The 21,822-nt window shown below is 75.4% G+C and carries 24 protein-coding genes and 1 tRNA gene; 8 read left to right on the top strand and 17 right to left on the bottom strand.

Annotated elements, in window-relative coordinates; genetic code table 11:
* Nucleotides 1-112: 112 nt before the first annotated feature.
* On the top strand, nucleotides 113-658 hold the full coding sequence (locus tag ACSNN9_RS04255; protein WP_436671299.1) for a M23 family metallopeptidase: 546 nt from the start codon (nucleotides 113-115) through the stop codon (nucleotides 656-658).
* Nucleotides 659-858: 200 nt separating this feature from the next.
* Nucleotides 859-2,214 carry a glycosyltransferase family 2 protein gene (locus ACSNN9_RS04250; RefSeq protein ID WP_436671298.1) on the top strand — a complete coding sequence of 452 codons (1,356 nt, stop codon included), beginning with the start codon at nucleotides 859-861 and terminating at the stop codon, nucleotides 2,212-2,214.
* Between the two features lie 104 nt (nucleotides 2,215-2,318).
* On the opposite strand, the gene ACSNN9_RS04245 is transcribed toward ACSNN9_RS04250, so the two are convergent.
* Nucleotides 2,319-2,392, bottom strand: a tRNA-Ala gene (locus ACSNN9_RS04245).
* 231 nt (nucleotides 2,393-2,623) lie between these two features.
* On the opposite strand from ACSNN9_RS04245, the gene ACSNN9_RS04240 reads away from it, so the two are divergent.
* The gene (locus tag ACSNN9_RS04240) at nucleotides 2,624-3,367 is read left to right on the top strand and encodes a class I SAM-dependent methyltransferase (RefSeq protein ID WP_436671297.1); all 744 of its coding nucleotides are present in this window, start codon (nucleotides 2,624-2,626) and stop codon (nucleotides 3,365-3,367) included.
* Between the two features lie 61 nt (nucleotides 3,368-3,428).
* Here the strand turns inward: ACSNN9_RS04240 and sepX are convergent, their stop codons facing one another.
* From sepX to ACSNN9_RS04215, 5 genes are all read right to left on the bottom strand, one after another.
* Nucleotides 3,429-4,220: a divisome protein SepX/GlpR gene (gene sepX, locus ACSNN9_RS04235; protein WP_357870209.1), complete on the bottom strand. Its 792-nt coding sequence runs from the start codon at nucleotides 4,218-4,220 to the stop codon at nucleotides 3,429-3,431.
* A 178-nt stretch (nucleotides 4,221-4,398) separates the two neighbouring features.
* On the bottom strand, nucleotides 4,399-5,049 hold the full coding sequence (locus ACSNN9_RS04230) for a GNAT family N-acetyltransferase (RefSeq protein WP_436671296.1): 651 nt from the start codon (nucleotides 5,047-5,049) through the stop codon (nucleotides 4,399-4,401).
* Between the two features lie 52 nt (nucleotides 5,050-5,101).
* Nucleotides 5,102-6,415 (bottom strand): molybdopterin molybdotransferase MoeA, encoded by a 1,314-nt coding sequence (locus tag ACSNN9_RS04225; protein ID WP_357870214.1) that lies wholly within the window; start codon nucleotides 6,413-6,415, stop codon nucleotides 5,102-5,104.
* Nucleotides 6,412-7,374 (bottom strand): UTP--glucose-1-phosphate uridylyltransferase, encoded by a 963-nt coding sequence (locus tag ACSNN9_RS04220; protein ID WP_436671295.1) that lies wholly within the window; start codon nucleotides 7,372-7,374, stop codon nucleotides 6,412-6,414. The genes ACSNN9_RS04225 and ACSNN9_RS04220 overlap by 4 nt, the downstream gene beginning before the upstream one ends.
* A gap of 9 nt (nucleotides 7,375-7,383) precedes the next feature.
* Nucleotides 7,384-9,651, bottom strand: a complete 2,268-nt coding sequence (locus ACSNN9_RS04215; protein WP_436671294.1) for a diguanylate cyclase — start codon at nucleotides 9,649-9,651, stop codon at nucleotides 7,384-7,386.
* An 85-nt stretch (nucleotides 9,652-9,736) separates the two neighbouring features.
* On the opposite strand from ACSNN9_RS04215, the gene ACSNN9_RS04210 reads away from it, so the two are divergent.
* Both ACSNN9_RS04210 and ACSNN9_RS04205 read left to right on the top strand, forming a co-directional pair.
* Nucleotides 9,737-10,405 carry a 5-formyltetrahydrofolate cyclo-ligase gene (locus ACSNN9_RS04210; RefSeq protein WP_436671293.1) on the top strand — a complete coding sequence of 223 codons (669 nt, stop codon included), beginning with the start codon at nucleotides 9,737-9,739 and terminating at the stop codon, nucleotides 10,403-10,405.
* 62 nt (nucleotides 10,406-10,467) lie between these two features.
* Nucleotides 10,468-10,851, top strand: coding sequence for an FmdB family zinc ribbon protein (locus ACSNN9_RS04205; protein WP_436671292.1), 384 nt, complete (start codon nucleotides 10,468-10,470; stop codon nucleotides 10,849-10,851).
* A 147-nt stretch (nucleotides 10,852-10,998) separates the two neighbouring features.
* Here ACSNN9_RS04205 and ACSNN9_RS04200 read toward each other — a convergent pair whose 3' ends face one another.
* The gene (locus ACSNN9_RS04200) at nucleotides 10,999-11,193 is read right to left on the bottom strand and encodes a hypothetical protein (protein WP_357875672.1); all 195 of its coding nucleotides are present in this window, start codon (nucleotides 11,191-11,193) and stop codon (nucleotides 10,999-11,001) included.
* Between the two features lie 97 nt (nucleotides 11,194-11,290).
* On the opposite strand from ACSNN9_RS04200, the gene ACSNN9_RS04195 reads away from it, so the two are divergent.
* Nucleotides 11,291-11,629, top strand: coding sequence for a hypothetical protein (locus ACSNN9_RS04195; protein WP_436671291.1), 339 nt, complete (start codon nucleotides 11,291-11,293; stop codon nucleotides 11,627-11,629).
* A 45-nt stretch (nucleotides 11,630-11,674) separates the two neighbouring features.
* Here the strand turns inward: ACSNN9_RS04195 and ACSNN9_RS04190 are convergent, their stop codons facing one another.
* Nucleotides 11,675-12,157, bottom strand: coding sequence for a DUF2231 domain-containing protein (locus ACSNN9_RS04190; protein WP_436671290.1), 483 nt, complete (start codon nucleotides 12,155-12,157; stop codon nucleotides 11,675-11,677).
* Nucleotides 12,158-12,387: 230 nt separating this feature from the next.
* Between ACSNN9_RS04190 and ACSNN9_RS04185 the strand changes: the two genes are divergently transcribed.
* Together ACSNN9_RS04185 and ACSNN9_RS04180 are read left to right on the top strand one after the other, a co-directional pair.
* The gene (locus tag ACSNN9_RS04185; RefSeq protein WP_358090950.1) at nucleotides 12,388-12,816 is read left to right on the top strand and encodes a Fur family transcriptional regulator; all 429 of its coding nucleotides are present in this window, start codon (nucleotides 12,388-12,390) and stop codon (nucleotides 12,814-12,816) included.
* A gap of 53 nt (nucleotides 12,817-12,869) precedes the next feature.
* Nucleotides 12,870-13,727: an oxygenase MpaB family protein gene (locus ACSNN9_RS04180; RefSeq protein WP_436671289.1), complete on the top strand. Its 858-nt coding sequence runs from the start codon at nucleotides 12,870-12,872 to the stop codon at nucleotides 13,725-13,727.
* A gap of 141 nt (nucleotides 13,728-13,868) precedes the next feature.
* Here the strand turns inward: ACSNN9_RS04180 and ACSNN9_RS04175 are convergent, their stop codons facing one another.
* The 9 genes from ACSNN9_RS04175 to ACSNN9_RS04135 all read right to left on the bottom strand — a co-directional run bounded on the left by ACSNN9_RS04175 (nucleotide 13,869) and on the right by ACSNN9_RS04135 (nucleotide 21,501).
* Nucleotides 13,869-14,711, bottom strand: coding sequence for a RecB family exonuclease (locus tag ACSNN9_RS04175; protein ID WP_436671346.1), 843 nt, complete (start codon nucleotides 14,709-14,711; stop codon nucleotides 13,869-13,871).
* 138 nt (nucleotides 14,712-14,849) lie between these two features.
* Entirely contained in the window at nucleotides 14,850-15,464 is a 615-nt protein-coding gene (locus ACSNN9_RS04170; RefSeq protein WP_436671288.1) for a MarC family protein, read from the bottom strand.
* 40 nt (nucleotides 15,465-15,504) lie between these two features.
* Nucleotides 15,505-16,371: a PHP domain-containing protein gene (locus ACSNN9_RS04165; protein WP_436671287.1), complete on the bottom strand. Its 867-nt coding sequence runs from the start codon at nucleotides 16,369-16,371 to the stop codon at nucleotides 15,505-15,507.
* A 48-nt stretch (nucleotides 16,372-16,419) separates the two neighbouring features.
* Nucleotides 16,420-17,637 (bottom strand): hypothetical protein, encoded by a 1,218-nt coding sequence (locus ACSNN9_RS04160; RefSeq protein WP_436671286.1) that lies wholly within the window; start codon nucleotides 17,635-17,637, stop codon nucleotides 16,420-16,422.
* A gap of 56 nt (nucleotides 17,638-17,693) precedes the next feature.
* A complete protein-coding gene (locus tag ACSNN9_RS04155) occupies nucleotides 17,694-18,764 on the bottom strand; it encodes a SigE family RNA polymerase sigma factor (protein ID WP_436671285.1) in 1,071 nt (356 codons plus the stop codon).
* 102 nt (nucleotides 18,765-18,866) lie between these two features.
* The gene (locus ACSNN9_RS04150; protein WP_357875652.1) at nucleotides 18,867-19,742 is read right to left on the bottom strand and encodes a PH domain-containing protein; all 876 of its coding nucleotides are present in this window, start codon (nucleotides 19,740-19,742) and stop codon (nucleotides 18,867-18,869) included.
* A 6-nt stretch (nucleotides 19,743-19,748) separates the two neighbouring features.
* On the bottom strand, nucleotides 19,749-19,907 hold the full coding sequence (locus tag ACSNN9_RS04145; RefSeq protein ID WP_007455302.1) for a hypothetical protein: 159 nt from the start codon (nucleotides 19,905-19,907) through the stop codon (nucleotides 19,749-19,751).
* Between the two features lie 133 nt (nucleotides 19,908-20,040).
* A complete protein-coding gene (locus ACSNN9_RS04140) occupies nucleotides 20,041-20,742 on the bottom strand; it encodes a DUF6758 family protein (RefSeq protein WP_436671284.1) in 702 nt (233 codons plus the stop codon).
* 135 nt (nucleotides 20,743-20,877) lie between these two features.
* Nucleotides 20,878-21,501, bottom strand: a complete 624-nt coding sequence (locus ACSNN9_RS04135; protein WP_436671283.1) for a TrmH family RNA methyltransferase — start codon at nucleotides 21,499-21,501, stop codon at nucleotides 20,878-20,880.
* Nucleotides 21,502-21,822 lie beyond the last annotated feature (321 nt).

Below are 21,822 nucleotides of genomic sequence, written 5' to 3'. Positions count from 1 at the left end.
TCCACGCGATCCATTGATCCACATCTGGCGCGCTGTTTAGCTCACGCCGGCACCGTCGACGACGAGGCTGAATATCTGCCGACACACCAGGAAGAGATCCACAGTGAACAGAATGACGACGGTCCTGCGTCGGATCGCCGCCGCCGCGAGCGCCATGCTGGTGGTCGCCGGGGCCGCGGTCGTCGGGGCCACGCCGGCCGCCGCCGCGAACTACTACTACGAGATGCCGTACCCGGCGGGCGAGTCCTACCGGGTGACCCAGGGCCCGGAGGGCACCTACTCGCACGTCGGCCCGTACAACGAGTACGCCTGGGACTTCGGCCTGCCGGCGAACTACGAGGTCTCCGCCTCGCAGGCGGGCACCATCATCATGTCGAACTGGTCGCCGTACTGGCAGAACGGCATCGAGGTGATCATCCGGCACTCGAACGGCCAGTGCACCCACTACGCGCACCTGAACCGGGCGATCTACAACGCCGGCACCTGGGTGCCGCAGGGCCGGGTCATCGGCTGGTCGGGCAGCACCGGCGCGTCCACCGGCCCGCACCTGCACTTCCAGGTCATCAACTGCAACACCCGGGTGGGCATCCCCGCCACGCTGCAGGGCTGGACGCCGTACACCGGCTCCTGGCCGGTGAGCGTGAACTACTACGCCTGATCGACCCCGCGCTCGCGTAGGAGCCGCATCAGTGGGAATCGTGCATCGCCACTATCCCTTGGCTGATAATCCCACCTACTGATGGAAACGCTTCCAGCGCGCCCCGGCGACGGCCGGTCCGGCGCCCGGATGTCGCGGTCGGGGTGCCGGCAGGCGCCGGCACCCCGACCGAGGGGATCACCATGACGGAGGGAAGTCGGATGGCGGCACGGACGGACGACGCGGTCGAGTTGAGCGTGGTCATACCCACCTACCAGGACGCGCAGTGCCTGGCGCTGACGCTGCGGTCGCTCACCCGGCAGACGGTGGACCCCGGGCGTTTCGAGGTGGTCGTGGTCCGCGACGGCGGCTCCCCCACCGGATACGCCGAGGCCGTCGAGGCGGCCGCCGGGCTCGACCTCCGCCTCCTGGAGTTCCCCAGGCGGCGGGGACGCTCCGCCGCCCGCAACGAGGCGGTCCGGCGCACCCGGGCGCCGCTGCTGCTGTTCCTCGACGCCGACTCGTACGCCGCCCCGCAGTTGCTGGAGCGCCATCTGGCCCACCACGCGGTCGCCGGGCGGCCCGCCGTACTGATGGGCCGTCGCGACGAGCTGAGCCTGGAACACGTCGAGGCCGCCCTAGACGGCCGGGAGCTGACCGACGTCCCCCGCCGCCGCGCGGACCGCGCCGGGGACCTGCGCTTCCCGCACGGTGAGCCGCCGGGGCAGGACTGGCTCCTGGCGGGCTGGGCGCTCGCCTACACCCACAACATCTCGCTCGCCCGGGACCTGTTCGACCGGGCCGGCGGATTCGACGAGCGCTCCGGGTTGCGCTGGGGCCTGGAGGACATCGAGCTGTTCTACCGGGTGCACCGGCACCTCGGCGTGACGGCGTCGAACTTCGCCTACGACGACGAGGCCCGGGCCTTCCACCTCCCGCACCACCGCAACACCGACCGCGACTGGACCGACTTCGCGGCCAACCGGGGCCTGCTGACCGGGCAGTACCACGTCATCGAGTGGGAGTTCTACGGCCTGCTGGACGTGTACGACTCGCTGGAGCGCATCGTGTACTACCGCGCCGCGGCCACGGACTGCGCACAACGCTCGACGTGCCGGATCGGACCGGCGTACGACCGGCTCGCCGACCGCCTGCCCGGCCCCCGCGTGCTGTGGGTGGGCACCGGCAGCGAGCAGGCCGGCCTGCCGACCGGCGCGCTGACCTTCGACTACGCCGCCCCGCCCGGCCCCACCAACTTCCACCTGGTCGGCATGGACCCGCCCATCCCACCGGGCAGCCTCGACGCGGTGGTCAGCGTCGACTTCTGGCGGTACCTGCGGTGGGACGACCTCTGCCGGTTCGTCAACACCTCCGGCCGGCTGGCCCGCGAGGTGCACCTGGTCTGCACCGGCGACCCCGGATCGGCGCCGCTCACCCCCGGGCCGGCGGTGCTGGACTACCTGCGCCGCGCCCTGAGCGACGCGTTCGCCACCGACCTCGCCCACGTCGACGGGCTCGGTGAGGTGCTGACCCTGCGCCCCCTGACCCCGGCGCGCAGGGGCCCGGCGCGGGTGTGACGTTTCGCAGGCGTCCGTCGACGAAGACGGGCGCCTGCCCCCCGCGGCAGCCGCACGGATCGAAAAAGGCCGTCTCCGACGAGCGGAAACGGCCTTGAGCTGGGTGGAGTTGAGGGGATTCGAACCCCTGACCCCCTCGATGCGAACGAGGTGCGCTACCGGACTGCGCCACAACCCCTCCGCCGGCGGACCGGCATCGGTCCCACCCGGCTTTCACCGGGCGGGCCGGCGCCAAGGTTAACAGGTTCACCGCCCCCGCCGCGAATCCACCCCCCGCGCAGCGGGATCCTGGTGCGAGACCGCCCTTCCAGGGGCCGCCAGCCGCCAGGATCGCGAGGCAGAGACCTCCGGCTGTCAGCGGGGCGAAAGTCGGTGGACATCGTGGGCGTCGGTGAGCAGCGTGGGACGCATGCGACAGGAAGACGTCTGGGACGACGACACCGCGCGCCGCTACGACACCCCCGGCACCGGCATGTTCGCCCCCGAGGTGCTGGGGCCGACCGTGGACCGCCTCGCCGAGCTGGCCGCCGGCGGGGCGGCGCTCGAATTCGCCGTCGGCACCGGCCGGGTGGCCGTTCCGCTCGCCGCGCGCGGGGTGCCGGTCAGCGGCATCGAGCTGTCCCGCCCGATGGTGGAACGGCTGCGGACGAAGGTGGACGAGGCGACCGTCCCGGTGGTGGTCGGCGACATGGCGACCGCCACCGCGCCGGGCGAGTTCTCGCTGGTCTACCTCGTCTACAACACGATCTCGAACCTGCTCACCCAGGCCGGGCAGGTGGCCTGCTTCCGCAACGCCGCCCGCCACCTCGCCCCGGGCGGCCGGTTCGTGATCGAGTTGTGGGTGCCGGAGCTGCGCAAGCTCCCACCGGGCCAGGAGGCGACGGTCTGGTCGTCCGAGCCGGGGTACATCGGCCTGGACACCTACGACGTGCTGCACCAGCAGGTCGTGTCGCACCACTTCCAGTTCGACGAGAGCACGCACGCCCGGCTGTTCCGGTCGCCGCACCGCTACATCTGGCCGGCGGAGCTGGACCTGATGGGTCAGCTGGCCGGGTTCGAGCTGGAGAGCCGGCACGCGGACTGGTCCGGCGCGGAGTTCACCGCCGACTCGCGATCCCACGTGTCCGTCTACCGCCTGCCGACCCCGAACTGACGCGCCGCGGGCCGGGTGGAATTGACCGCCGGCCACGAGCGGTGCGCGGCAGGCCCCCGCATCAGGCCGAGTGGGAGCCGCGGCCGGACTGGTAGGGGCGGCCGCGCAGGCCGCCCGAGCGGCGGTAGGAGACGGAGCCGCCGTTGGCCGCCGCCGGCAGGTCCGCCGGGCGGTCCAGGCCCATCGCGGCGCGGCGTACCACCTCGCGCTGGGCCGCCAGGCGGCGCTGCGCCTCCCGGCGGGCCGCCGCCCGGCGGGCCTGTTCCCGCCGCACCTCGGCCTGCCGGGCGGCCAGCCACGCCGCCTCCCGGGCCCGCGCCCGCCGCCGCCGGCGATCCGCCAGGGCCAGCCGCCGCAGGTGTACGACGTACGCGACCAGCAGCGCGGCGGTGACCCCGAAGCTGATCCAGAAGCCGGGGCTGACCACGATCACGCCGATCAGCTCGACGAAGTTCAGCAGCAGCAGCGCGGCGAGCACCCGGCGGCGCCGATAGACGGCGGGGGCGTGCTGCCGGCGGGGTGGCGGCCGACGCCGGCCCTTCCTGGCGGCGGGCGGCACGGCGCGCAGCCGCTTCGACCGGCGCGCGGCGGGGGGCGCGGAGACCGGCGCGGAGAGGCCGCCCGTGTTCGCGTCCTCGCTGAGGGTGATGACAAGGCTGCGGGGCGGGTGCACCGGGCGGCGCCCCGGCACAGTGCGGCGCCGCCGGCGGCGCTGGAGCACCCGCGCCGTCGACTGCGCCCGCTCCGCCACCAGCCGCTCGGTGGCGTCGTACCGGCGGACCAGCGCCGGGGCGAGGGCGAGCAGACCGGCGGCGGCGAGGACGGCGAGGAGCACCGAGGTCGGCACCCTCACCCCTCCCGTCACCGAATTCGGAGCAACCGCCGTCCGACCGCAGGATCTTCCACCGATCGTGGTCGGGTGCGCGGATCGTACGGATGGAGCAGCGCTTGCCACAGCTTGCAGTTACTTGAGGTTACGGGCCGTGGACGCGGATGCTGACACGCCGCGCCGATCCCGTGCGTGGGACGGCTCACCCCGTGGTGGCGCGGATCCGGTGCCAGCGGGCCAGCAGCCCACCCTCGGCGACGACCTCCTCACTGGTCATCGCGTAGCCGATGTGGTCCCGCCACGCACCGTCGATGTGCATGTAGCGCACGTGGTACGACTCCTCGCGGAAGCCCAGCTTCTCCACCACCCGTCGGGACGGCCGGTTCTCCGGGCGGATGTTCACCTCGACCCGGTGCAGCCCGCCCACGCCGAACGCGTGGTCGACCGCGAGCGCCAGCGCGGTGGGGATGACGCCGCGACCGGCCACCCGGGAGTCCACCCAGTAGCCCACGTACCCGGAGCAGAACGCCCGCCGCACGATGCTGCCCACGTTGAGGTGGCCGACCAGCCGCTCCCGGCCGTCCTCGCGGAGGCAGACGGCGAACGGCATCCCCTCGCCGGTGCGCGCCGACCGGCGCTGGTCGCGGTACACCCAGCGGAACGCGGCCGGCGAGTTCAGCTCGTGCCAGTTCCCCGGCAGGGACGACTCCCACGGCGCGAGCCACTCCCGGTTGGCGCGGCGCACCTCCGACCAGGCGGCGGCGTCCGAACGCCGGTAGGGCCGCAGCAGCACCGGGCCGTCGGCCAGCACCGCCGGCCAGCCGGGCGCCCGACCGACCCCGAACAGACTCACCGCACAGACCTTCCGCTCGCGACTGCGGGGCCCGCAAGCCCACTCCTCGCGCTCACCGGCGCCGGTCCAGCAGGAGCACGTCCACCGTGGACCCGGCCGCCGCCGTGGTCACCCGCTCGCCGAGCACCATCAGCCCGTTCGCCTCGGCCAACCCCGAGAGGGTGTACGGGCCACCGTTGAGCGGCTGCACCGTGTAGCCGCCGCCGCGCCGCTCGGCGACGTGCGCGGGACGGAACTCGCGCAGCCCCACCGGGGACGAGATCGTCTCCAGCAGGTGTGCGCGGACGCTGGGCCGGAACACCGGTTCCGCCCCGGCCAGCAGGTTGATCGCCGGGCGGGCCAGCACCTCGAAGCCGATCAGGGCCGAGCCCGTGTCGCCGGGCAGGCAGACCACCGGCACCTCCTCGGCGCCGACCGTGCCGAAGCCGAGCGAGGTGCCGGGATAGAGCGCGACCTCGGTGAAGGTGACCGGGCCGGCCCGGCTGCCCTCCCGCCGGGAGAGGATCCGCCGCACCATGTCGCCCGGCCCGGTGCCGGTGCCGCCGGTGGTGATGATCAGGTCGGCGCGCAGCGTCTGGTCCTCCAGCAACCCGCGCAGCCCTTCCGGATCGTCGTCGCAGATGCCCACCCGGTACGCCAGCGCCCCCACCTCGGCCGCGGCGGCCGTCAGCGCGTGCGAGTTGGCGTCGACCGTCTGGCCGGGCTGGCTGCCCCGGCCCACGTCGACCAGCTCGTCGCCGGTGGCCACGATGACCACGCGAGGGCTGGGCCGGACCACGACGTGCCCGATGCCGGTGGCGGCGAAGACCGCCACCAGCGCCGGCGAGACGTAGGTGCCGGCCCGGGCCAGCAGGGTGCCGGCAGGCAGCTCCTCGCCCGCCCGGCGCACCCCGTACCCCCGTTTGGGGACGCGGAAGATCTCCACCGCGGCCATGCCCTGGTCGGTCCACTCGACCGGGACGACCACGTCCGCGGCGAGCGGCAGCGGCGCCCCGGCGGCGACGGAGAAGCAGGCGCCCGGGGTGAGCCGGACCGGCCGCCAGCTCGCCGCGCCGAGGTCGCCGACGACGTTGAGCCGGACGTTGCGCCCGCCCGGCCCGCCGGACTGGGACGGGACGTAGCCCACGCCCCGCCCGCCTCCGGAGATGTCCTCCCAGCGGGCCGCGTACCCGTCCACGGCCGCCTGGTCGAAGGCCGGGAAGGAGTGCGGCGCGACGACGTCCTCGGCGAGGACGTTGCCGTGCGCCTGGGTGAGGTCGAGGTCGAGCGGAGGCAGCGCGCGTAACCTGCGCAGCACGCTGCCCAGGTAGTCGGCGAGCGGCGTCAACTCGTTCGCGGCCGCCTCGGCGTCGGCCGACGCTGTCATGTACCAGTCACGCCCGACGCGTCGGAGTTGACGAACTCGGTCAGCCACTTGCGGAACTCGGCGCCGAGGTCGTCGCGCTCGGCGGCGATCTGCACCACGGTCTGGAGGTAGCCCAGCGGCATGCCGGTGTCGTAGCGGGTGCCCCGGTAGACGATCGCGTGCACCGGGGTGCCCTCGCTGCGCAGCAGCTCCATCGCGTCGGTGAGCTGGATCTCGCCGCCGCTGCCCGGCTTCGTCCGCCGGATCGCGTCGAAGATGCTGCTCGGCAGCACGTAGCGGCCCAGCACCGCGAGGTTGCTCGGCGCGTCCTCCGGCTTGGGCTTCTCCACCATGCCGGTGACCCGCACGACCTCGCCGACGTCGGTCAGCTCCGCCTCCGCCGGCTCCACCGAGGCGATGCCGTAGCGCTTCGTCTCGGCCGGGTCGACCTCGAAGAAGGCCAGCACCACGCCGCCGGTGCGCGCCTGGAGTTCCAGCATGGCCGGCAGCAGCGGCTCGGACGGCTTGACGAACTCGTCGCCCAGCAGCACCGCGAAGGGCTGGTCACCGACGTGCGACTCGGCGTAGCCGACCGCGTGACCCAGGCCGAGCTGCTCGGGCTGCCGGCAGGTGTAGATCTCGGCCAGCTCGCTGGGGCCGCGCACGGCGGCCAGCCGCTCGGCGTCGCCCTTCGCCTCCAGCCGCGCCTCCAGGTCGGGGCGGCGGTCGAAGTGGTCCACCATCGACGTCTTGCCCCGCCCGGTGATCAACAGCACGTCACCGATGCCGGCCTGGGTGGCCTCCTCGACGATGTACTGCAGCACCGGGCGGTCGACCACCGGGAGCAGCTCCTTGGGCACCGCCTTCGTGGCCGGCAGGAACCGGGTGGCCAGACCGGCGGCCGGGATGACGGCCTTGACCGCGCGGGAGCGACCGGTTGCGGCGGTCGCCGTTGAGGGGTTCGCTGAGTGCTCCGACATGTCGCGAGACTATCGGCCACGGCTCTGTCGTGGAGGGTGAGGACCGGAAGACGCGCCGCCGCAGGGACCCGGCCGCACCGGGTCGGGTCCGGCCGGCGCGCTCCCCGGGACGGCGTCGGCCGGGTCGCCCGGTTCGGGACGGGTCCGGACCGGCTGGCGGGGAGCGCCGGCGCGCGGCAGCCCGTCCTCGGGGGTGACCGCCGCGGCCGGGACGGGGATCTCCCGCGCCGGCGGCCCGGCCCGCACCTCGGCGATCCGCCAGGTGTCCCGGCCGGCCGCCTTGGCGGCGTAGAGCGCGTCGTCGGCGGCGTCCAGCACCTGCTGGCCGGTGCCGCCGTGGTCGGGGTGCACGGCGATGCCGATGGAGACGGTGACTCCGATGGCCACGGCCGTCCCGCCGTGCCCGTCGGCGGCGATAGGGGCGTCCCGGACCGCCGCGCCGAGCCGCTCCGCGACGATCGCCGCGCCCCGGGCGTCGGTCTCCGGCAGCAGCAGCACGAACTCCTCGCCGCCCTGCCGGAAGGCGAGGTCGACCTCGCGGATCTCGCCGCGCACCCGGCGGGCGAACTCGGCCAGCACGGCGTCGCCGGCCGCGTGCCCGTACGTGTCGTTGACGTCCTTGAACCGGTCCAGGTCGAGGGCGAGGACGCTGAGCATCCGGCCGAACCGGCTCGCCCGCTCGACCTCCCGGCGGATCGACTCGCGCAGGTAACGGTAGTTCCACAGCCCGGTGAGCGGGTCGGTCAGCGAGAGCCGCTGCGCCTCCTCGTGCACCCGGACGTTGTCCACCGCCACCGCGGCGTGGCCGGCGAAGGTGCGCAGGGTGACGAGGTCGTCGTCGTCGAACTCGTCCGCGCCGAGCCGGTCGTAGAGGGCCAGCACGCCGAGCGCCCCGGCCGGGGCGGCCGGCTCCGACCCGGGGCGGCCGGCCGGCCCGTCGCGGACGGTGGCGTCGGGCGGGCCCGCCGTGCCGGGAGCGGCGAACGGCACCGCGATGTACGTGCGGCAGCGCGGCTCCCCCGGCGGCGCGGCGGAGGGCTCCACCCGGCCCCGGCGCGGCTCCCCGGTCGCCGCGACTGCGCCGACCACGCCGCTGCCCAGCGGCACCCGCAACGGCCCCGACCGTTCGTCCGCCGGAGCGCCCCCGTCCAGCCCCTCGGTGCACTGCGCGACGAGCACCCCGCCGTCGTCGACCAGCAGCACCGCCCCGGCCCGGGCGCCGGTCGCCGCGATCGCGCTGTGCAGGATCACCCGCAGGATGCGTTGCAGGTCGTGGGTGCTCGCCAGGGTGTCCCCCAGCACCGCGAGGTGCCCGCGCAGCTGGTCGCGGCTGCTGGTCAGCGCCGCCACGTAGGTGCCCGTCTCGCGGGTCATCCGGTTGAACGCGCCGGCCAGCCGGCCGATCTCGTCCCGGCTGCGCACCGGCACCCGGGCGGTCAGGTCGCCGCGCGCCACCCGGTCCACCGCGCTCGCCAGCTCGACCAGGGGGCGGGTGGTCACCCGGGCCAGCCGCCACGCGGCCACCACGGCCAGCATGGCCGCCACCAGGACCGCCGACCACAGCGCGACGTACAGGCCCCGCGGCCGTTCGCTGGGGACCGAGAGGACCAGCGGCAGGGGCTGCCCGGCGGACGGGCCGACCCGGCGGACGTACCGGCCGTCGGGGGTCTCGGTGACCCGCTCGCCCCTGAGCGTGCCGGCGGCGGCGAGCACGGCGTCGCGTACGCCGGTCGACTCGGTGCTGTGGGCGAGCCGGACGGGCGCCGCGGCGTCGTCGAGCAGGGTGACCGCCACTCCCGTCACGGCCGCGAGGCGCGCCACGAAGGCCGGGTCGACCGGCTGCGCGGCGGTGACCGTGCCCAGCGGCCCGCCGGCCCGGTCGCGCAGGTCGGCCCGGGCCGCGAGCGCCCGCACCGGCCCGGTGACCGGCGGGCCGGCGCAGTCGCGCCAGGGCTCCGCGGGGCCGCCGGGCGTGGCGTAGGTGACCCGGCCGGTGACGTCGGTGACCCGCACGGCGGCGGCCAGGCCGCGGCGGACCACCTGGCTCGCGGCGGCCGGCCGGTCGCTGGTCAGGGCGACCGCGTCGGCGGCGGCCCGCAGCTGCTGGCAGAGGGCGTCGACGGAGGTGCGCACGGTCGCGGCGGCCACCGCGAGCCGCTCGGTGGAGCGGCTCGAGTCGACCGCCGCCACGGTCGCCCCGACGAACATCACCCCGAGCACCACCGGGCCGAGCGCCACCGCCAGGAAGGCTGTGGTCAACCGCCCGCGTAGCGTCACTCGGTCCCCCCGGAAGTTCCGCCGCCGTTGCTTGCGATGCTGACACAGAGCCACCAGTCGGCGAGCGTTGCGTCAGGAGTGTTGCGTGCCTGATTTTTCTCATGGAGCGGAAGGGGCCAAGCGGGATGTGCGGGCCGTCCTGCTCGCCCGCCGCCGGGCGCTGACCGCGCCGCAGCGGGCCGCCGCAGCCGGGCGCGTCCAGGCCGAGCTGGTGGCTCTCGTACGCCGGCTGCGCCCACTGCGGATGACGGCGTACGTGCCGGTCGGCACCGAGCCGGGCGGGCCCGACCTGCCGGCGGTGCTGCACGCGGCGCTGCCGCCGGGCGGGGAGCTGCTGCTGCCGGTGCTCCGCGACGACCTCGACCTGGACTGGGCGGCCTGGAGCGGGCCGGAGGGGCTGGTGGCCGCCGGGCGGGGGATGCGCGAGCCGGCGGGGCCGCGACTGGGCCGGGCGGCGGTCGCCGGGGCGCAGCTGGTGGTGCTGCCGGCGCTGGCGGTGGACCGGCGGGGGGTGCGGCTGGGCCGGGGCGGCGGCTCGTACGACCGGGCGCTGGCCCGGGTGCCGGCGTCCACGCCCACCGTGGTCCCGCTGCACGACGGCGAGCTGGTGGAGGCGCTTCCCGCCGAGCCGCACGACCGGCCGGTACGCGCGGTCGTCACGCCCGCCGACGGCCTGCGTACGCTGGACGCCGCCCCGGACGGCACGGCGGGTGTCGCGCCCCACACTTCCGCTGGACGAATCCGGGGGCGATGACGCACCATTGGCACTCGAATACGTCGAGTGCCAACCGGCCGTGGCCAGATCCGGAGGAGAACGTGCCCACGTACCAGTACGCCTGCACCGCGTGCGGCCACCAGCTCGAGGCGGTGCAGTCCTTCTCCGACGCGCCGCTGACCGAGTGCCCGGCGTGTGAGGGACGGCTGCGGAAGGTCTTCAACTCCGTCGGCATCGTGTTCAAGGGATCGGGCTTCTACCGCACGGACTCGCGCTCGTCCGGCTCGGACGGCGCGAAGGGCGGCGCCGCCGCCAAGCCGGCGAAGTCCGACTCGTCCCCGGGCGGCGACTCCGGCTCGTCCGGCGGCTCGTCCTCGTCGTCGAACTCGTCCTCGTCGTCGGGTTCGTCCTCGTCGTCGAGCGGGGGCGGCTCCACCGGGGGCGGGGGCAAGACCCCGGCCGCCAGCACCGCCAGCGCCTCCTGATCCCACGCCGCCGCGGCCCGAGGACCCGCCCCTATCCGGGGCCGGACCTCGGGCAAGCCGCGTCGTCCACAGGGCGCCAAGGTTTGCCCACAGGACGGCAAGGTCGTCCACAGGGCGCCGCGTCTCACCGGCCGGCGGTGGGCTCGGTCAGTCCCAGTGCGGGGGGCGCTCCGCGAGCAGCCAGTCGTCGTTGCCGCCGGAGCGCTCGCCCCAGCCCCGGTCGGTGTCGTCGGCGGTCTGCTCGGGCAGCACCACGAAGTCGTCGCTGAGGTCGACGGTGCGGTCGTCGTCGCCGCGTACCGCCGGCGTGCCCGGGTCCTCGGGAATGCTCACGAGCGGCAAGACTAGCGCAGCCGCCCACCGGCGGGGCCGGCGACGAACCGCCGGGCCGCCGCGTCCGGCCGGTCGGCGGGCCGGGGCGTTGGTAGCGTCGGACGGCGTGACGACCCCCACCTCCGGCGGCCCCCCGGACGAGTACTGGCGGCGGCCCGACACCCCGCCCGAGCGGCCCACGGGCGCGCCGGCGGGGCCGGCCTCGTCGCCCCCGGCGCGGGGGAGCGGCTACGCGGGCCCGCCCGCGACCACCCCGCCGCCGGCCGGGTGGCGCCCACCGGTGCACCTCCGCCCGCCACCGCCCCGGCGACTGCCGCCGCAGGACATGGCGGAACTCGACGCGGCGGAGCAGCGGGCGCAGCGGCTCACGTACGGCGTGGGCACGGTGGCCGGTGTGGTGCTGGTGCTCCTGGTCTGCGTGCTCTGCTCCCGGCTCGTGTTCTGACCGGGTGCCGGCCGCCGACGGGCCGCCGTGTCCGGCGGGAGGCGGTCAGAGGGTGTTGCCCCAGACGGTCACGGCCCCGGAGTGCCCGGTCAGATAGACGTAGACGATGCTGACGACGCCGAGCGCCACCACCGCGACCGACAGCACCGGAGTCACCCAGGCCGGCAGCTTCGGCACCCGCCGGTGCCCGCTCGTCGCCACGAGCAGCAGCAGCGTCGCCAGGGCCAGCGGCAGCACCCAGCGGAACAGGACGTCGCCGTAGCGCGAGTGCGCGAGGATCTGCTCCAGGATCGGGCCCTGCATGCCCCGGGCGACGAACGCGTCGGTCAGCTCCTCCCCCGACTCGACCGCGACGAAGGCCGACACCGGCGCCGCCACGGCGAGGAGCGCCACCGCCCAGTCCAGCCGCGACCGGAACCGGGGCAGCGCCACGTACGCGGCGGAGAGCAGGGCCAGCAGCGGCACGAGGACGACGACCGCGTGCACCACCAGCACGTGGGCCGGCAGACCCAGGATCTCCTTGAACATCCACACCTCCGGCGGTACGCGGTTGCGGATTGCCAGCGTACGGTGCGCCGGTCGACCCGCCCAGGTCGTCTCGATCCACTACACGCGCCCGGAAGCGGTCCGGTTCACCACCGCTCGGCGACGATGCCCGGCCGCCCGCGTCGGCCCGGCCGGGCGAGCTGGCTGTGGCCGGCGCCACCCTCTTCCGGAGGCCGGTTGTCGGTCCCCGACCCGCGTGCTGTCATTGGCACATGCCCGGTGGCGAGGAACTGCTCCGGTCGAGGGGCCTGCGGGTCACCCGGCCACGCCTCGCCGTGCTCGACGTGCTGGCCGCCGGCGGTCACCTCGAGGTCGACGAGATCACCCGCCGGGTCCGCGAGCGCCTCGACTCGGTCTCCACCCAGGCGGTCTACGACGTGCTCGGCGCCCTGTCCCGGGCCGGGCTGTCCCGCCGCATCGAGCCGGCCGGCAGCCCCGCCCGCTACGAGGCCCGGGCCGGGGACAACCACCACCACGTCGTCTGCCGGGGCTGCGGCGAGATCGCCGACATCGACTGCGCGGTCGGCAGCGCGCCCTGCCTGGACCCGGACATCGCCCACGGGTTCGAGGTCGACGAGGCGGAAGTGACGTTCTGGGGCCTCTGCCCCACCTGCCAGGCCCGCCGCTCCGCCGACGACTGACGGCCGGCCGCTCTCCGCCGGCACCCGACGGCGGGGCGTGGGACGCTTGGTCGGTGGACTCCGATGACCTCGGTCTCTTCGGTCCGGGTTCGGTCACGTGGAAGGTGCACGAGGAGCCGATCCTGATCGTCGCCGGCCTGCGTTCGCTCTACCTTCAGTCGCTGCATCCCCGGGCCATGGCCGGGGTCGCGCAGAACAGCAACTACCGCTCCGACGCCTGGGGCCGGCTGGTGCGCACCGCCACCTACGTCGGCACCACCATCTACGGCACCACCGCCGAGGCGGAGGCCGCCGGGCTCCGGGTGCGCCGCCGGCACGCCCGGCTGCGGGCCACCGACCTGTTCACCGGGGAGGAGTTCCGCGTCGACGAGCCCGAGCTGCTGCGCTGGGTGCACGTCACCGAGGTCGAGTCGTTCCTCGACACGGCCCGGCGGGCCGGGCTGCCGCTGACCGCCGACGAGATCGACGCCTACTACACCGAGCAGCGGCGCTCCGCGGCCCTGGTCGGCCTCGACCCGGAGACGGTCCCGGGCACCGCCGCCGAGGTGGCCGACTACTACCGGCAGATCCGTCCGCAGCTCCGGATGACCCGCGAGGCGGCCGAGACGGCGCTCTTTCTCACCGCGCCGCCGATCCCGTGGAAGCTCAGCCTGCCCGCCCGCATCGGGCTCAACCTCGGGCCGCCCCGCTGGGCGTACTTCGGCATCGCCGGCACCGCGCTCGCGCTGCTACCGGCCTGGGCCCGGCGCATGTACGGCGGGCTGGGCCTGCCCACGACCGCGCTCTCCGCCGACCTGAGCGTCCGGGCGCTGCGGCTGACCCTCGCCGCGGTGCCCCGCCGCTGGCGGGAGGGGCCGTTGCAGCAGGCCGCGAAGGAACGCGCCACCCGGCTCACCGGCACGCCGGCCTGACCGCACGGCCGTGCCGGCTGCCGCACGGGCCCAAGGCGGTCGGTCGTGCCCGGGCGCCGCACGGCCCCGGGGCGGTCGGTCGTGCCCGGGTGGGAGGTGCGGGGGCGGTCAGGCTTGGCCGGTGGGGGGCGTGCGGAGCTGTCAGTCCTTGCCGGGCACCGGGTCGGTCGCGCGCTCGACGGCCGCCCACGGCTCCTTGCCCGGCGCCTGCGCCCCCACGGGGCAGGTGCGCCGGTAGTCGCACCAGCCGCAGCGCGGGCCCGGCGTGGTCGGGAAGGCCTCGTCGGGGTCGTCCCCGTCGGCGACCGCCCGCTCGGCGGCCATGATGTCGCGGGCGGTCTCCTCCGCCCGGGTGAGCTGGCGGGCCAGCGACTCCACGGTGTGCTCGTGCGCGGCCACCGTGCCGGTCGGCAGGTGGTGCAGCTCCACCCGGCGGCACGGCCGGCGGAACACCCGCTCGGCGGCGTACGCGTAGAGCGCCAGCGCCTGCGAGCCGCGCGCGTCGTCGGCGTCCAGCCCGGTGCGGCCCGTCTTGTAGTCGACGATCACCAGCTCGGGACCGTCGGGCCCGGGACGGGAGTCGATCCGGTCGGCCCGGCCGTTGAAGGCCAGCACGGCGGTCTTGACCGCCACCACCCGCTCCACGCCGAGCGGGTCGACCCCGGGCTCCAGGGTCTCGACGTAGGACTCCAGCCAGCCCAGGGCCCGCCGGTAGGCCGCCCGTTCCTGCTCGTCGTCGCGGTAGCCCTCGCGCACCCAGGTGCCCTTGAGCAGCGCGGCGAGGGCCTCCGGCCGGCGCCGCTCGGGGCTCAGGGCGTACCAGTTCTTCAGGGCGGTGTGCACGCTCGCGCCGAGGGAGTTGTGCGCCCACGGCGGGCCCTTCTGCGGGGCCGGACGATCGACGTAGGAGTAGCGGTAGCGCCGGGGGCAGTCGGCGTAGGCGCCCAGTTTGCTGGGGGTGCAGACGAAGAGCCGCTCCGGCATGCCCTCGAAGCCGAGCTGCTCGGGCTGGTCACCGCGCGGCCGGGGCGCCCGGCCGCCGCTGGTGGAGGACCGTCCGGCTGAAGAGGCTCGTCGCACACCGCGATCCTGCCATCCGCCCCCGACGAAACCGGCCGCCGGTCAGGTCATGTTGGCGTACTGGGTCACGAACGCGGCCACCGCGTCCGCGATGAGCTGCACCGCGATCGCGGCCAGCAGCAGGCCGGCGATCCGGGTCAGCACCTCGATCCCGCCGGGTCGCAGGATCTTGACGATCCCGCCGGAGAACCGGAGCACGATCCAGACGGTGACCATCACGGCCACGATCGCGGCGGCGATGGCCGTGACGTCCGCCCCGCCGTCGGCCTGCTGGACGAAGAGCATGGTGGCCACGATGGCGCCGGGGCCGGCCAGCAGCGGCGTGCCCAGCGGCACCAGGGCGATGTTCGAGGTGGTCTGCTGGCTCGGGTCGTCGGCCTTGCCGGTCAGCAACTCCAGGGCCACCAGCACCAGCAGCAGCCCGCCCGCGGCCTGCAACGCCGGCAGGTCCACGTGCAGGTAGTCGAGCAGCGTCTGCCCCGCCACCGCGAAGATCACGATCACGCCCAGCGCCAGGGCGACCGCCTGCCAGGCCGCCCGGTTCCGGTCCCGCGCCGGCAGCGGGCCGGTCAGCGCCAGGAAGATGGGCATCATGCCCGGCGGGTCGACGATCACCAGCAGGGTCACGAAGACCTCGCCGAACAGCTTGGCATCCACGTGATCAACGTAGCCGCGCCGCCGGAGGCGGAAACGCGGATCAGCCGGAAGCGACCTCGGTCACCCCGCGCGCCTCGGCGACGATCCGCTCGTACGCCCCGGGGTCGGTGGTGAATGCCCCGAGCCGGACGGTCTTGTGCGTGCCGTGGAAGTCCGACGAGCCGGTCACCACCAGGCCCAGCTCGTCGGCCAGGGCCCGGACGTGGGCCCGCTCGGCCGGGGAGTGGTCCTCGTGGTCGGCCTCCAGCCCCGCCAGCCCGACGGCGGCCAGGTCGGCGATCAGCTCGTCGGGCGCGATCCGCCCCCGCCGGGTGGCCCGGGGGTGGGCGAAGACCGGCACGCCGCCCGCCGCGCGGACGAGCCGGACCGCGCGAAAGACGTCGATGTCCTCCTTGGGCAGCCGGTAGCGCTCGCCCAGCCAGTCCGGTCCGAACGCCTCCGTGGTCGTTGCCACCAGGCCGGCCCGGATCAGCGCCTGCGCGATGTGCGGCCGGCCCACGGTCCCGCCGCCCGCGCCGGTCAGGATCTCCGGCCAGCTCACGTCGATCCCGTCGGCCCGCAGCAGCGCCACGATCCGCTCGCCCCGCTCCTCCCGGGCGGCCCGCACCCGGGCCAGTTCCGCGACGAGTTCCGGGGCTTCCGGATCGAACAGGTACGCCAGCAGGTGCAGCGGCAGCGCCGGTTCCTCGCCGTACCACCGGCAGGAGAGCTCCGCGCCCCGGACCAGGCTGAGCCCGGCCGGCAGCGCCTCCAGGGCGGGCGCCCAGCCGGCCGTGGTGTCGTGGTCGGTGATCGCCACGACGTCCAGCCCCGACTCCGCCGCCGCCCGCACCAGCTCGGCCGGGCTGAGCGTGCCGTCGCTGGCGGTGGAGTGGGTGTGCAGGTCGATCCGGGGTGCCGCGCTCATCGGCCCGACGCTACCGGCCGGCGGCCCAACCCGGGCAGGCGGGCGCGGTCAGGAACGGCGGTCGCCGCCCACCGGCACCGGGCGTGCCCCGGCGGGCAGGCCGTCCACGGGCGCGGAGCGGGCCGCCTCGCCGTCGAGCACCCGGCTCACCTCGACCCGCACCAGTGCGCCTGCCGCGTCGGAGTAGTGGGCCGTCCCCTGCGCCGTCCACGCCACCGGCCCGGCCACGGGTGGACCGGCCGGGTGGGCCGCCGGCGCCGGGGCGAGCCGGTCCAGGTCGACCAGCACCGCGCCGTCCTGCGGGCCCGCCTTCCCGTTGGCCAGCAGCCACCGCCCGTCGGCGGAGACCCCGCCCGTCCCGTCGCCGGCCAGCGCGGGCCCGCAGCCCGTCCGCACGGGCGCGAGGTCCCGGGCCGGGTCGAGCAGGGCGACGCAGGGCCGGCGGGGGGTGCCGGCGGACACCAGCGCGACCGCCAGCCCGTCGGGGCGGATGCCGTAGACGTGCAGGGCCTTGTCGCCCGCGCCCCGCGGCGGGCCCGCCGCCGGGCGCCACAGGGCGTGCCCGGGCCGGCCCGGGTCCAGGCGGACCACGACGGTGTCCCCGGCGAAACCGACCGGCACCGCGTCGCGTGGCGAAGGCGTGCGGGCGACGGCCACGACCTGGCCGCCGACGATGCCGGCGACGACCAGGTCCGCCCCCTCCCGCCAGGCGACCTGCCGCCCGTCCGGGCTGAGGACGATCTCCCGGGCCCCGGCCAGGAGCAGGTGTGCCGCGCCGGTCGGCAGCACGATCCACAGCGAGCGGCCGGCCGCCGTCGACGCGCCCACCACCGCCCAGCCGGCCCGCTCGGGGAGCCGCTGGGCACGCTCGGCGGCCGTGCCCACGTCGGGCAGCGCGATCCGCTGCCCGCTCGCGGTGACCAGCACGTCGTTGAGGACGAGGTCCACCTCGCCCCGACCCAGGTCAGGCTGCGGGGCGGCCGACAGCTGCGGGGCCGGGTCCGGCAGCGGCGAGGCGTACGGGTCACCGAGCACCACCGTGGGATGGGTGGGCCGCCCGGGCTGCTGCCCCAGCTGTGCCATCCCGGCGCTGACCGTCACGGTGGCCACCGCGGCGAGGGCGATCCCGGTCAGCGTCCGTCGGCGCCGGGACCGGTCGGCCCGCCGGATCGCGAGTCCCGCCGGGTCGGCGACGAGCGGGCGCGCGACGGCCACCCGGCGGGCGAACGTCTCCCGTACCGCCTGCTCCAGCTCGTCCTCGGTCACGGCGAATGGACGCGTCGGGCCGTCGGTCCGGTTGTCACCACGGCCCACCGGACGGCTCACCGGTGCTCTCCGGTGCCGGCCGGGTAGGCGGCCTGCCGGCCGCGTCGCTCGTCGCGGCCGGTACACGGCCCCGCCCCGACGCCGGCCCGCGCGCCCGAGGCCACGGGCACCGGGTCGCCCGCCGACTCGTCCGCCAGCTCGGCGGCCGAGGTGGCGCGCCCGGCGTCCGTGGCCGGCGCGGTGGCCGCCCCGGGGACTGGCTGTGCCGGCAGCTCGGTCGCGGGACCGCCCGGGACGGCGGTGCCGGCGCTCCCCGAACTGTGCGAGACGGCGGTGGGGGCGCCGTCCCGCCTGCCCGCCGTGGCCGGCGCGACGACCGGCGGCGGGGCGTTCGTCGCCGCGACCACGGCCGCCGCGTCCTCGCCCACCACCATCGTCGGCGCCCGGTAGGCCGCCGACGGGCTGACCGGCACGCCCCCGTGGGCGGGAGCGGGCCGGTCGCCGTGGGCGGGAACGGATCGGTCGCCGTGGGCGGGAGCGGACCGACCGGCGCCGCCCCGGGCGGGCCGGGCGGTGCCGTCGGCCCCCGAGGGAGCCGGGGTCGGGTCGGCCCCGGTCGGCAGGTCGAGGGCGGCCTCGACGCCCATCCGGCGCCGCAGGGTGCCCAGGGCGCGCGAGGTCTGACTCTTGACCGTGCCCGGCGAGATGCCGAGCAGGGCGGCGGTCTGGGCCTCGGACATGTCCTCGTAGAAGCGCAGCACGAGCACCGCCCGCTGCCGGCTGGGCAGCGCGCTCAGGTGGCGCCAGAGCAGGTCCCGGTCGAGCTGCTGCTCGATCTCGTCGACCCCGGCCCGCTCCGGCAGCACCTCGGTGGGGCGTTCACCGTGCCAGCGCCGACGCCACCAGCTGGTCGAGGTGTTGATCATGACCCGGCGGGCGTACGGCTCGATCGCCTCGATCCCGCCGAGCCGCCTCCAGGCCAGGTACGTCTTGGTCAACGCGGTCTGCAACAGGTCCTCGGCCGTGGCCCAGTCCCCGCTGAGCAGGTAGGCGGTGCGCAGCAGAGCGCTGGAGCGGGCCGCGACGAAGTCGCGGAACTCCTCCTCCAAGGGATCCCTGCTCGCCACCGGCCACCTCCGCACCCCGTCCCCCTGGCAGGTTGCCATGCCCGGGGTGGTCGAAGCGACGGCGAATGGTGCGCAGTTCCTCCGATGTTCGGACGAGAAGTTTCACGCCCCGTCGTCGGCCTTGGCCTCGTCGGCCTCCTTGCCCAGCCGCGCCTCGACCGCCTGCGGCTCGTACATCTCCTCGACGACGCGCAGGTAGAGCTCGTTCGGGTTGGGCAGGTTCTTGATCTCGCGCAGCGCCTGCTCCTGGCCGGCGGACTCCAGCACGAACGTGCCGTAGTTGAGCGCCCGGCCGGTCGGGGTCTGCTCGTACTTCATGTCGGTGACCCGGACCAGCGGCATCATCGCGACCCGCCGGGTGATGATGCCGTTGACGACCATCACCCGCTTGTTGGTCAGGATGAAGCGGTCGTACCACCAGTCGGCGACCTTCCAGGCCACCCACCCCATCACGGCGAACCAGAGCAGCACCGCGATCGTGGTGAGCGCGCCCACGTCCTGCCCGGCGAGGAAGCCGGAGAGGTAGCCGAGCACGAAGGTCGCGGCGATGCCGACCAGCAGCGGGGTGGAGAGGTGGATCCAGTGCCGCTTCCACTCGCCCCGGTAGCGCTCGGTCGGGAAGAGGTAGCGCGCCACCAGCGAGCTGGGCTCGTCCTCCAACGGCAGCACCCGGCGCGGCGCCATGCCGGCGGCGTCGGCCCGCAGACCGGCCAGCTCGTCCTCGGAGATCTGCGGCGGCTGGTAGCCGGCCTCCGGGTCACGGACCCAGGCCCGACCGGACCGCCCCTCCCCGGCGTACGCCGGGCCGTCGCCGAAGCCGGCGTCGTCCGAAAGGGAGGGGCCGTCGGAGAGGCCCGGACCGGTGCCGTAGCCCGGCCCGTCGTCGGGGCCGAGCCGGGGGATCGGCTCCGTGTCTCGCTCCCGGCGCTCCCGATCGGGATCGTCGGGATCGAAGGGTGGACCGGAGGGGTTTCCCATCGGCGGCTAGGCGACGAGGCTGGTGAAGAAGTCGCCGAACCCCTGGGCGATGTCCATGATTCCGCCGCCCAGTGACTTGAACACGTCCGCCGCAGAATTTGGCCGGTATGCGACGAAGAAGATCAAGAATGCGATTCCGGCCCAGGTGAGGACCTTCTTGACCATGGCGGGCCATCCTCTCGCGCGGCGCCGGGTCCCATTACCGCAGCGGCACCCAGAGTATCAGTGTGGTGTCGTACAGTGAATATCTGCGTCCGTTCTCCGACATTCCGGGACGCCTGTCAAGCCCTGAGGCCCGTCAAGCCTTCCCGTGCAAATACGGAGACGGTGCGCCGTACACGAGTTCGGGCGGTGTCCACTCGGTCAGGTCGTGCAGCACGATGTCTTCCGCGAGCAGGTGTCCCGCACTCGCCGGCCAGGCTATCGCATGGAGCCACAATCCCCGAGCCTCGCCGGCGTACGCGCTTCGATCCGTCGGCGAATTCACGAGCCACAGTGGAGTGGGATGACCGGCCACCTTGATCCTGGCCTGCCCGACGTGCTCCGGATGCCCCGGCCCGGGATCGGTCAACGCCTGCGCGAGTTCCGGGCCCGGGTCCGGGCCGGCCAGCCCCGCGAACCGGGTACCCAGGCCGACGCCCGGCTCCTCGGCCACGAAGACCAGGTCCGCGGGACCGCCGCCGAGCGGCTCCGGCCCGGCGCAGGCGACCGCCGTGGCGCGCACCCCGGTGCGGTCGTCGCCGGCGTACGCCACGCCGGTCATGGTCCAGCCCGTCGGCAGCGGCCAGGGGCACCACAGCGGCGTCCTCGGCCGGGTCGGCGGGTCGGCCGCGGCGGAGATCCGCTCCACGACGCTGGCCACGATCTCCGCCCCGATGTGCTCGGGCACCCGCAGCGGGGGCACCGGCCCACAGTCGAGGCAGCGCGACTCGGTGTGCATCAGGTCCGGCGCCCGCACCGGCCCACCACATTTCGGGCAACTCACCGCGACACTCACCATCCCACCGTCGCCCCGTCGCGCCGCCCCGTCAAGCGGAGCGCCGGTTTCGATGCCGCCGGACGGCGTCGCACAGCCCCGCGTCGGGTCCGCTCAACGGTGCCGCCGGGCGCGTCGGGCGGGCCGCATCGGGCCCGCTCAGCCCGGCGGCGGACCGGCGTGCGCGCGGATCCAGGCGTGCATGGCGATGCCACTGGCGACGCCGGCGTTGATCGACCGGGTGGAGCCGTACTGGGCGATGGAGAAGAGCTGGTCGCAGGCGGCACGCGCCGGGTCGGAGAGGCCCGGGCCCTCCTGCCCGAACAGCAGGACGCAGCGCCGGGGCAGGGTGGCGGTCTCCAGCGGCCGGGAGCCGGGCAGGTTGTCGATGCCGACGACCGGCAGCTCCCGCCCGGCCGCCCAGGTGACGAACTCCTCGATGGTCTCGTGGTGCCGGACGTGCTGGTAGCGGTCGGTCACCATGGCGCCGCGCCGGTTCCACCGCCGACGGCCGACGACGTGCACCTCGGCGGCGAGGAAGGCGTTGGCGTTGCGGACGACCGTGCCGATGTTGAAGTCGTGCTGCCAGTTCTCGATCGCCACGTGGAAGTCGTGCCGCCGCCGGTCCAGGTCGGCCACCACGGCCTCGCGCCGCCAGTAGCGGTACCGGTCGACGACGTTGCGGCGGTCGCCCCCGGCGAGCAGCTCGGGGTCGTAGCGCGGGTCGTCCGGCGGATCCCCGGGCCATGGTCCCACGCCGACGTCGAGCTGGTCTCCGGTCACGGTCACGCAGGGTACGGCCCGCAGGCCCCACCCCGGGCCGCGACCCCGGCGCGGGCACGGGCCCGGGCGGCCGGACGGCCCGACACCGGCCCGGTGGACTGGGACGGGGCCCGGGGTGGACCGCGGCGAGCCCGGGGGGACTGGGACGGCCCGGGTGGACTGGGCGAGCCCGGAGCGAGCCCGGGGGGACTGGGTGGGCCGGAGCGGCTCAGCGCAGCCCCAGCGCGTCGCCGAGCCGGTCGAGGAAACGGCGGTCGGCGGGGGCCGGCGGCAGCCCCGAGGCACCGGCCGTGGGGGGGGGGGGGGGGGGGGGGGGGGGGG

Source organism: Micromonospora sp. URMC 107, assembly GCF_051386315.1.
GTDB lineage: Bacteria > Actinomycetota > Actinomycetes > Mycobacteriales > Micromonosporaceae > Micromonospora.
Note: the sequence above shows the minus strand (reverse complement) of the source record. Positions and strands in the feature narration are given on the sequence as shown.

Bases quoted from the DNA above. Each gene is read 5' to 3' on its own strand.
- ACSNN9_RS04145 (WP_007455302.1), bottom strand. From the start codon at position 19,907: ATGGTCAAGAAGGTCCTCACCTGGGCCGGAATCGCATTCTTGATCTTC.
- ACSNN9_RS04240 (WP_436671297.1), top strand. From the start codon at position 2,624: ATGCGACAGGAAGACGTCTGGGACGACGACACCGCGCGCCGCTACGAC.
- ACSNN9_RS04150 (WP_357875652.1), bottom strand. From the start codon at position 19,742: ATGGGAAACCCCTCCGGTCCACCCTTCGATCCCGACGATCCCGATCGG.
- ACSNN9_RS04220 (WP_436671295.1), bottom strand. From the start codon at position 7,374: ATGTCGGAGCACTCAGCGAACCCCTCAACGGCGACCGCCGCAACCGGT.
- ACSNN9_RS04250 (WP_436671298.1), top strand. From the start codon at position 859: ATGGCGGCACGGACGGACGACGCGGTCGAGTTGAGCGTGGTCATACCC.
- ACSNN9_RS04190 (WP_436671290.1), bottom strand. From the start codon at position 12,157: ATGTTCAAGGAGATCCTGGGTCTGCCGGCCCACGTGCTGGTGGTGCAC.
- ACSNN9_RS04175 (WP_436671346.1), bottom strand. From the start codon at position 14,711: ATGCCGGAGCGGCTCTTCGTCTGCACCCCCAGCAAACTGGGCGCCTAC.
- ACSNN9_RS04185 (WP_358090950.1), top strand. From the start codon at position 12,388: ATGCCCGGTGGCGAGGAACTGCTCCGGTCGAGGGGCCTGCGGGTCACC.
- ACSNN9_RS04140 (WP_436671284.1), bottom strand. From the start codon at position 20,742: ATGGTGAGTGTCGCGGTGAGTTGCCCGAAATGTGGTGGGCCGGTGCGG.
- ACSNN9_RS04255 (WP_436671299.1), top strand. From the start codon at position 113: ATGACGACGGTCCTGCGTCGGATCGCCGCCGCCGCGAGCGCCATGCTG.
- ACSNN9_RS04225 (WP_357870214.1), bottom strand. From the start codon at position 6,415: ATGACAGCGTCGGCCGACGCCGAGGCGGCCGCGAACGAGTTGACGCCG.
- ACSNN9_RS04165 (WP_436671287.1), bottom strand. From the start codon at position 16,371: ATGAGCGCGGCACCCCGGATCGACCTGCACACCCACTCCACCGCCAGC.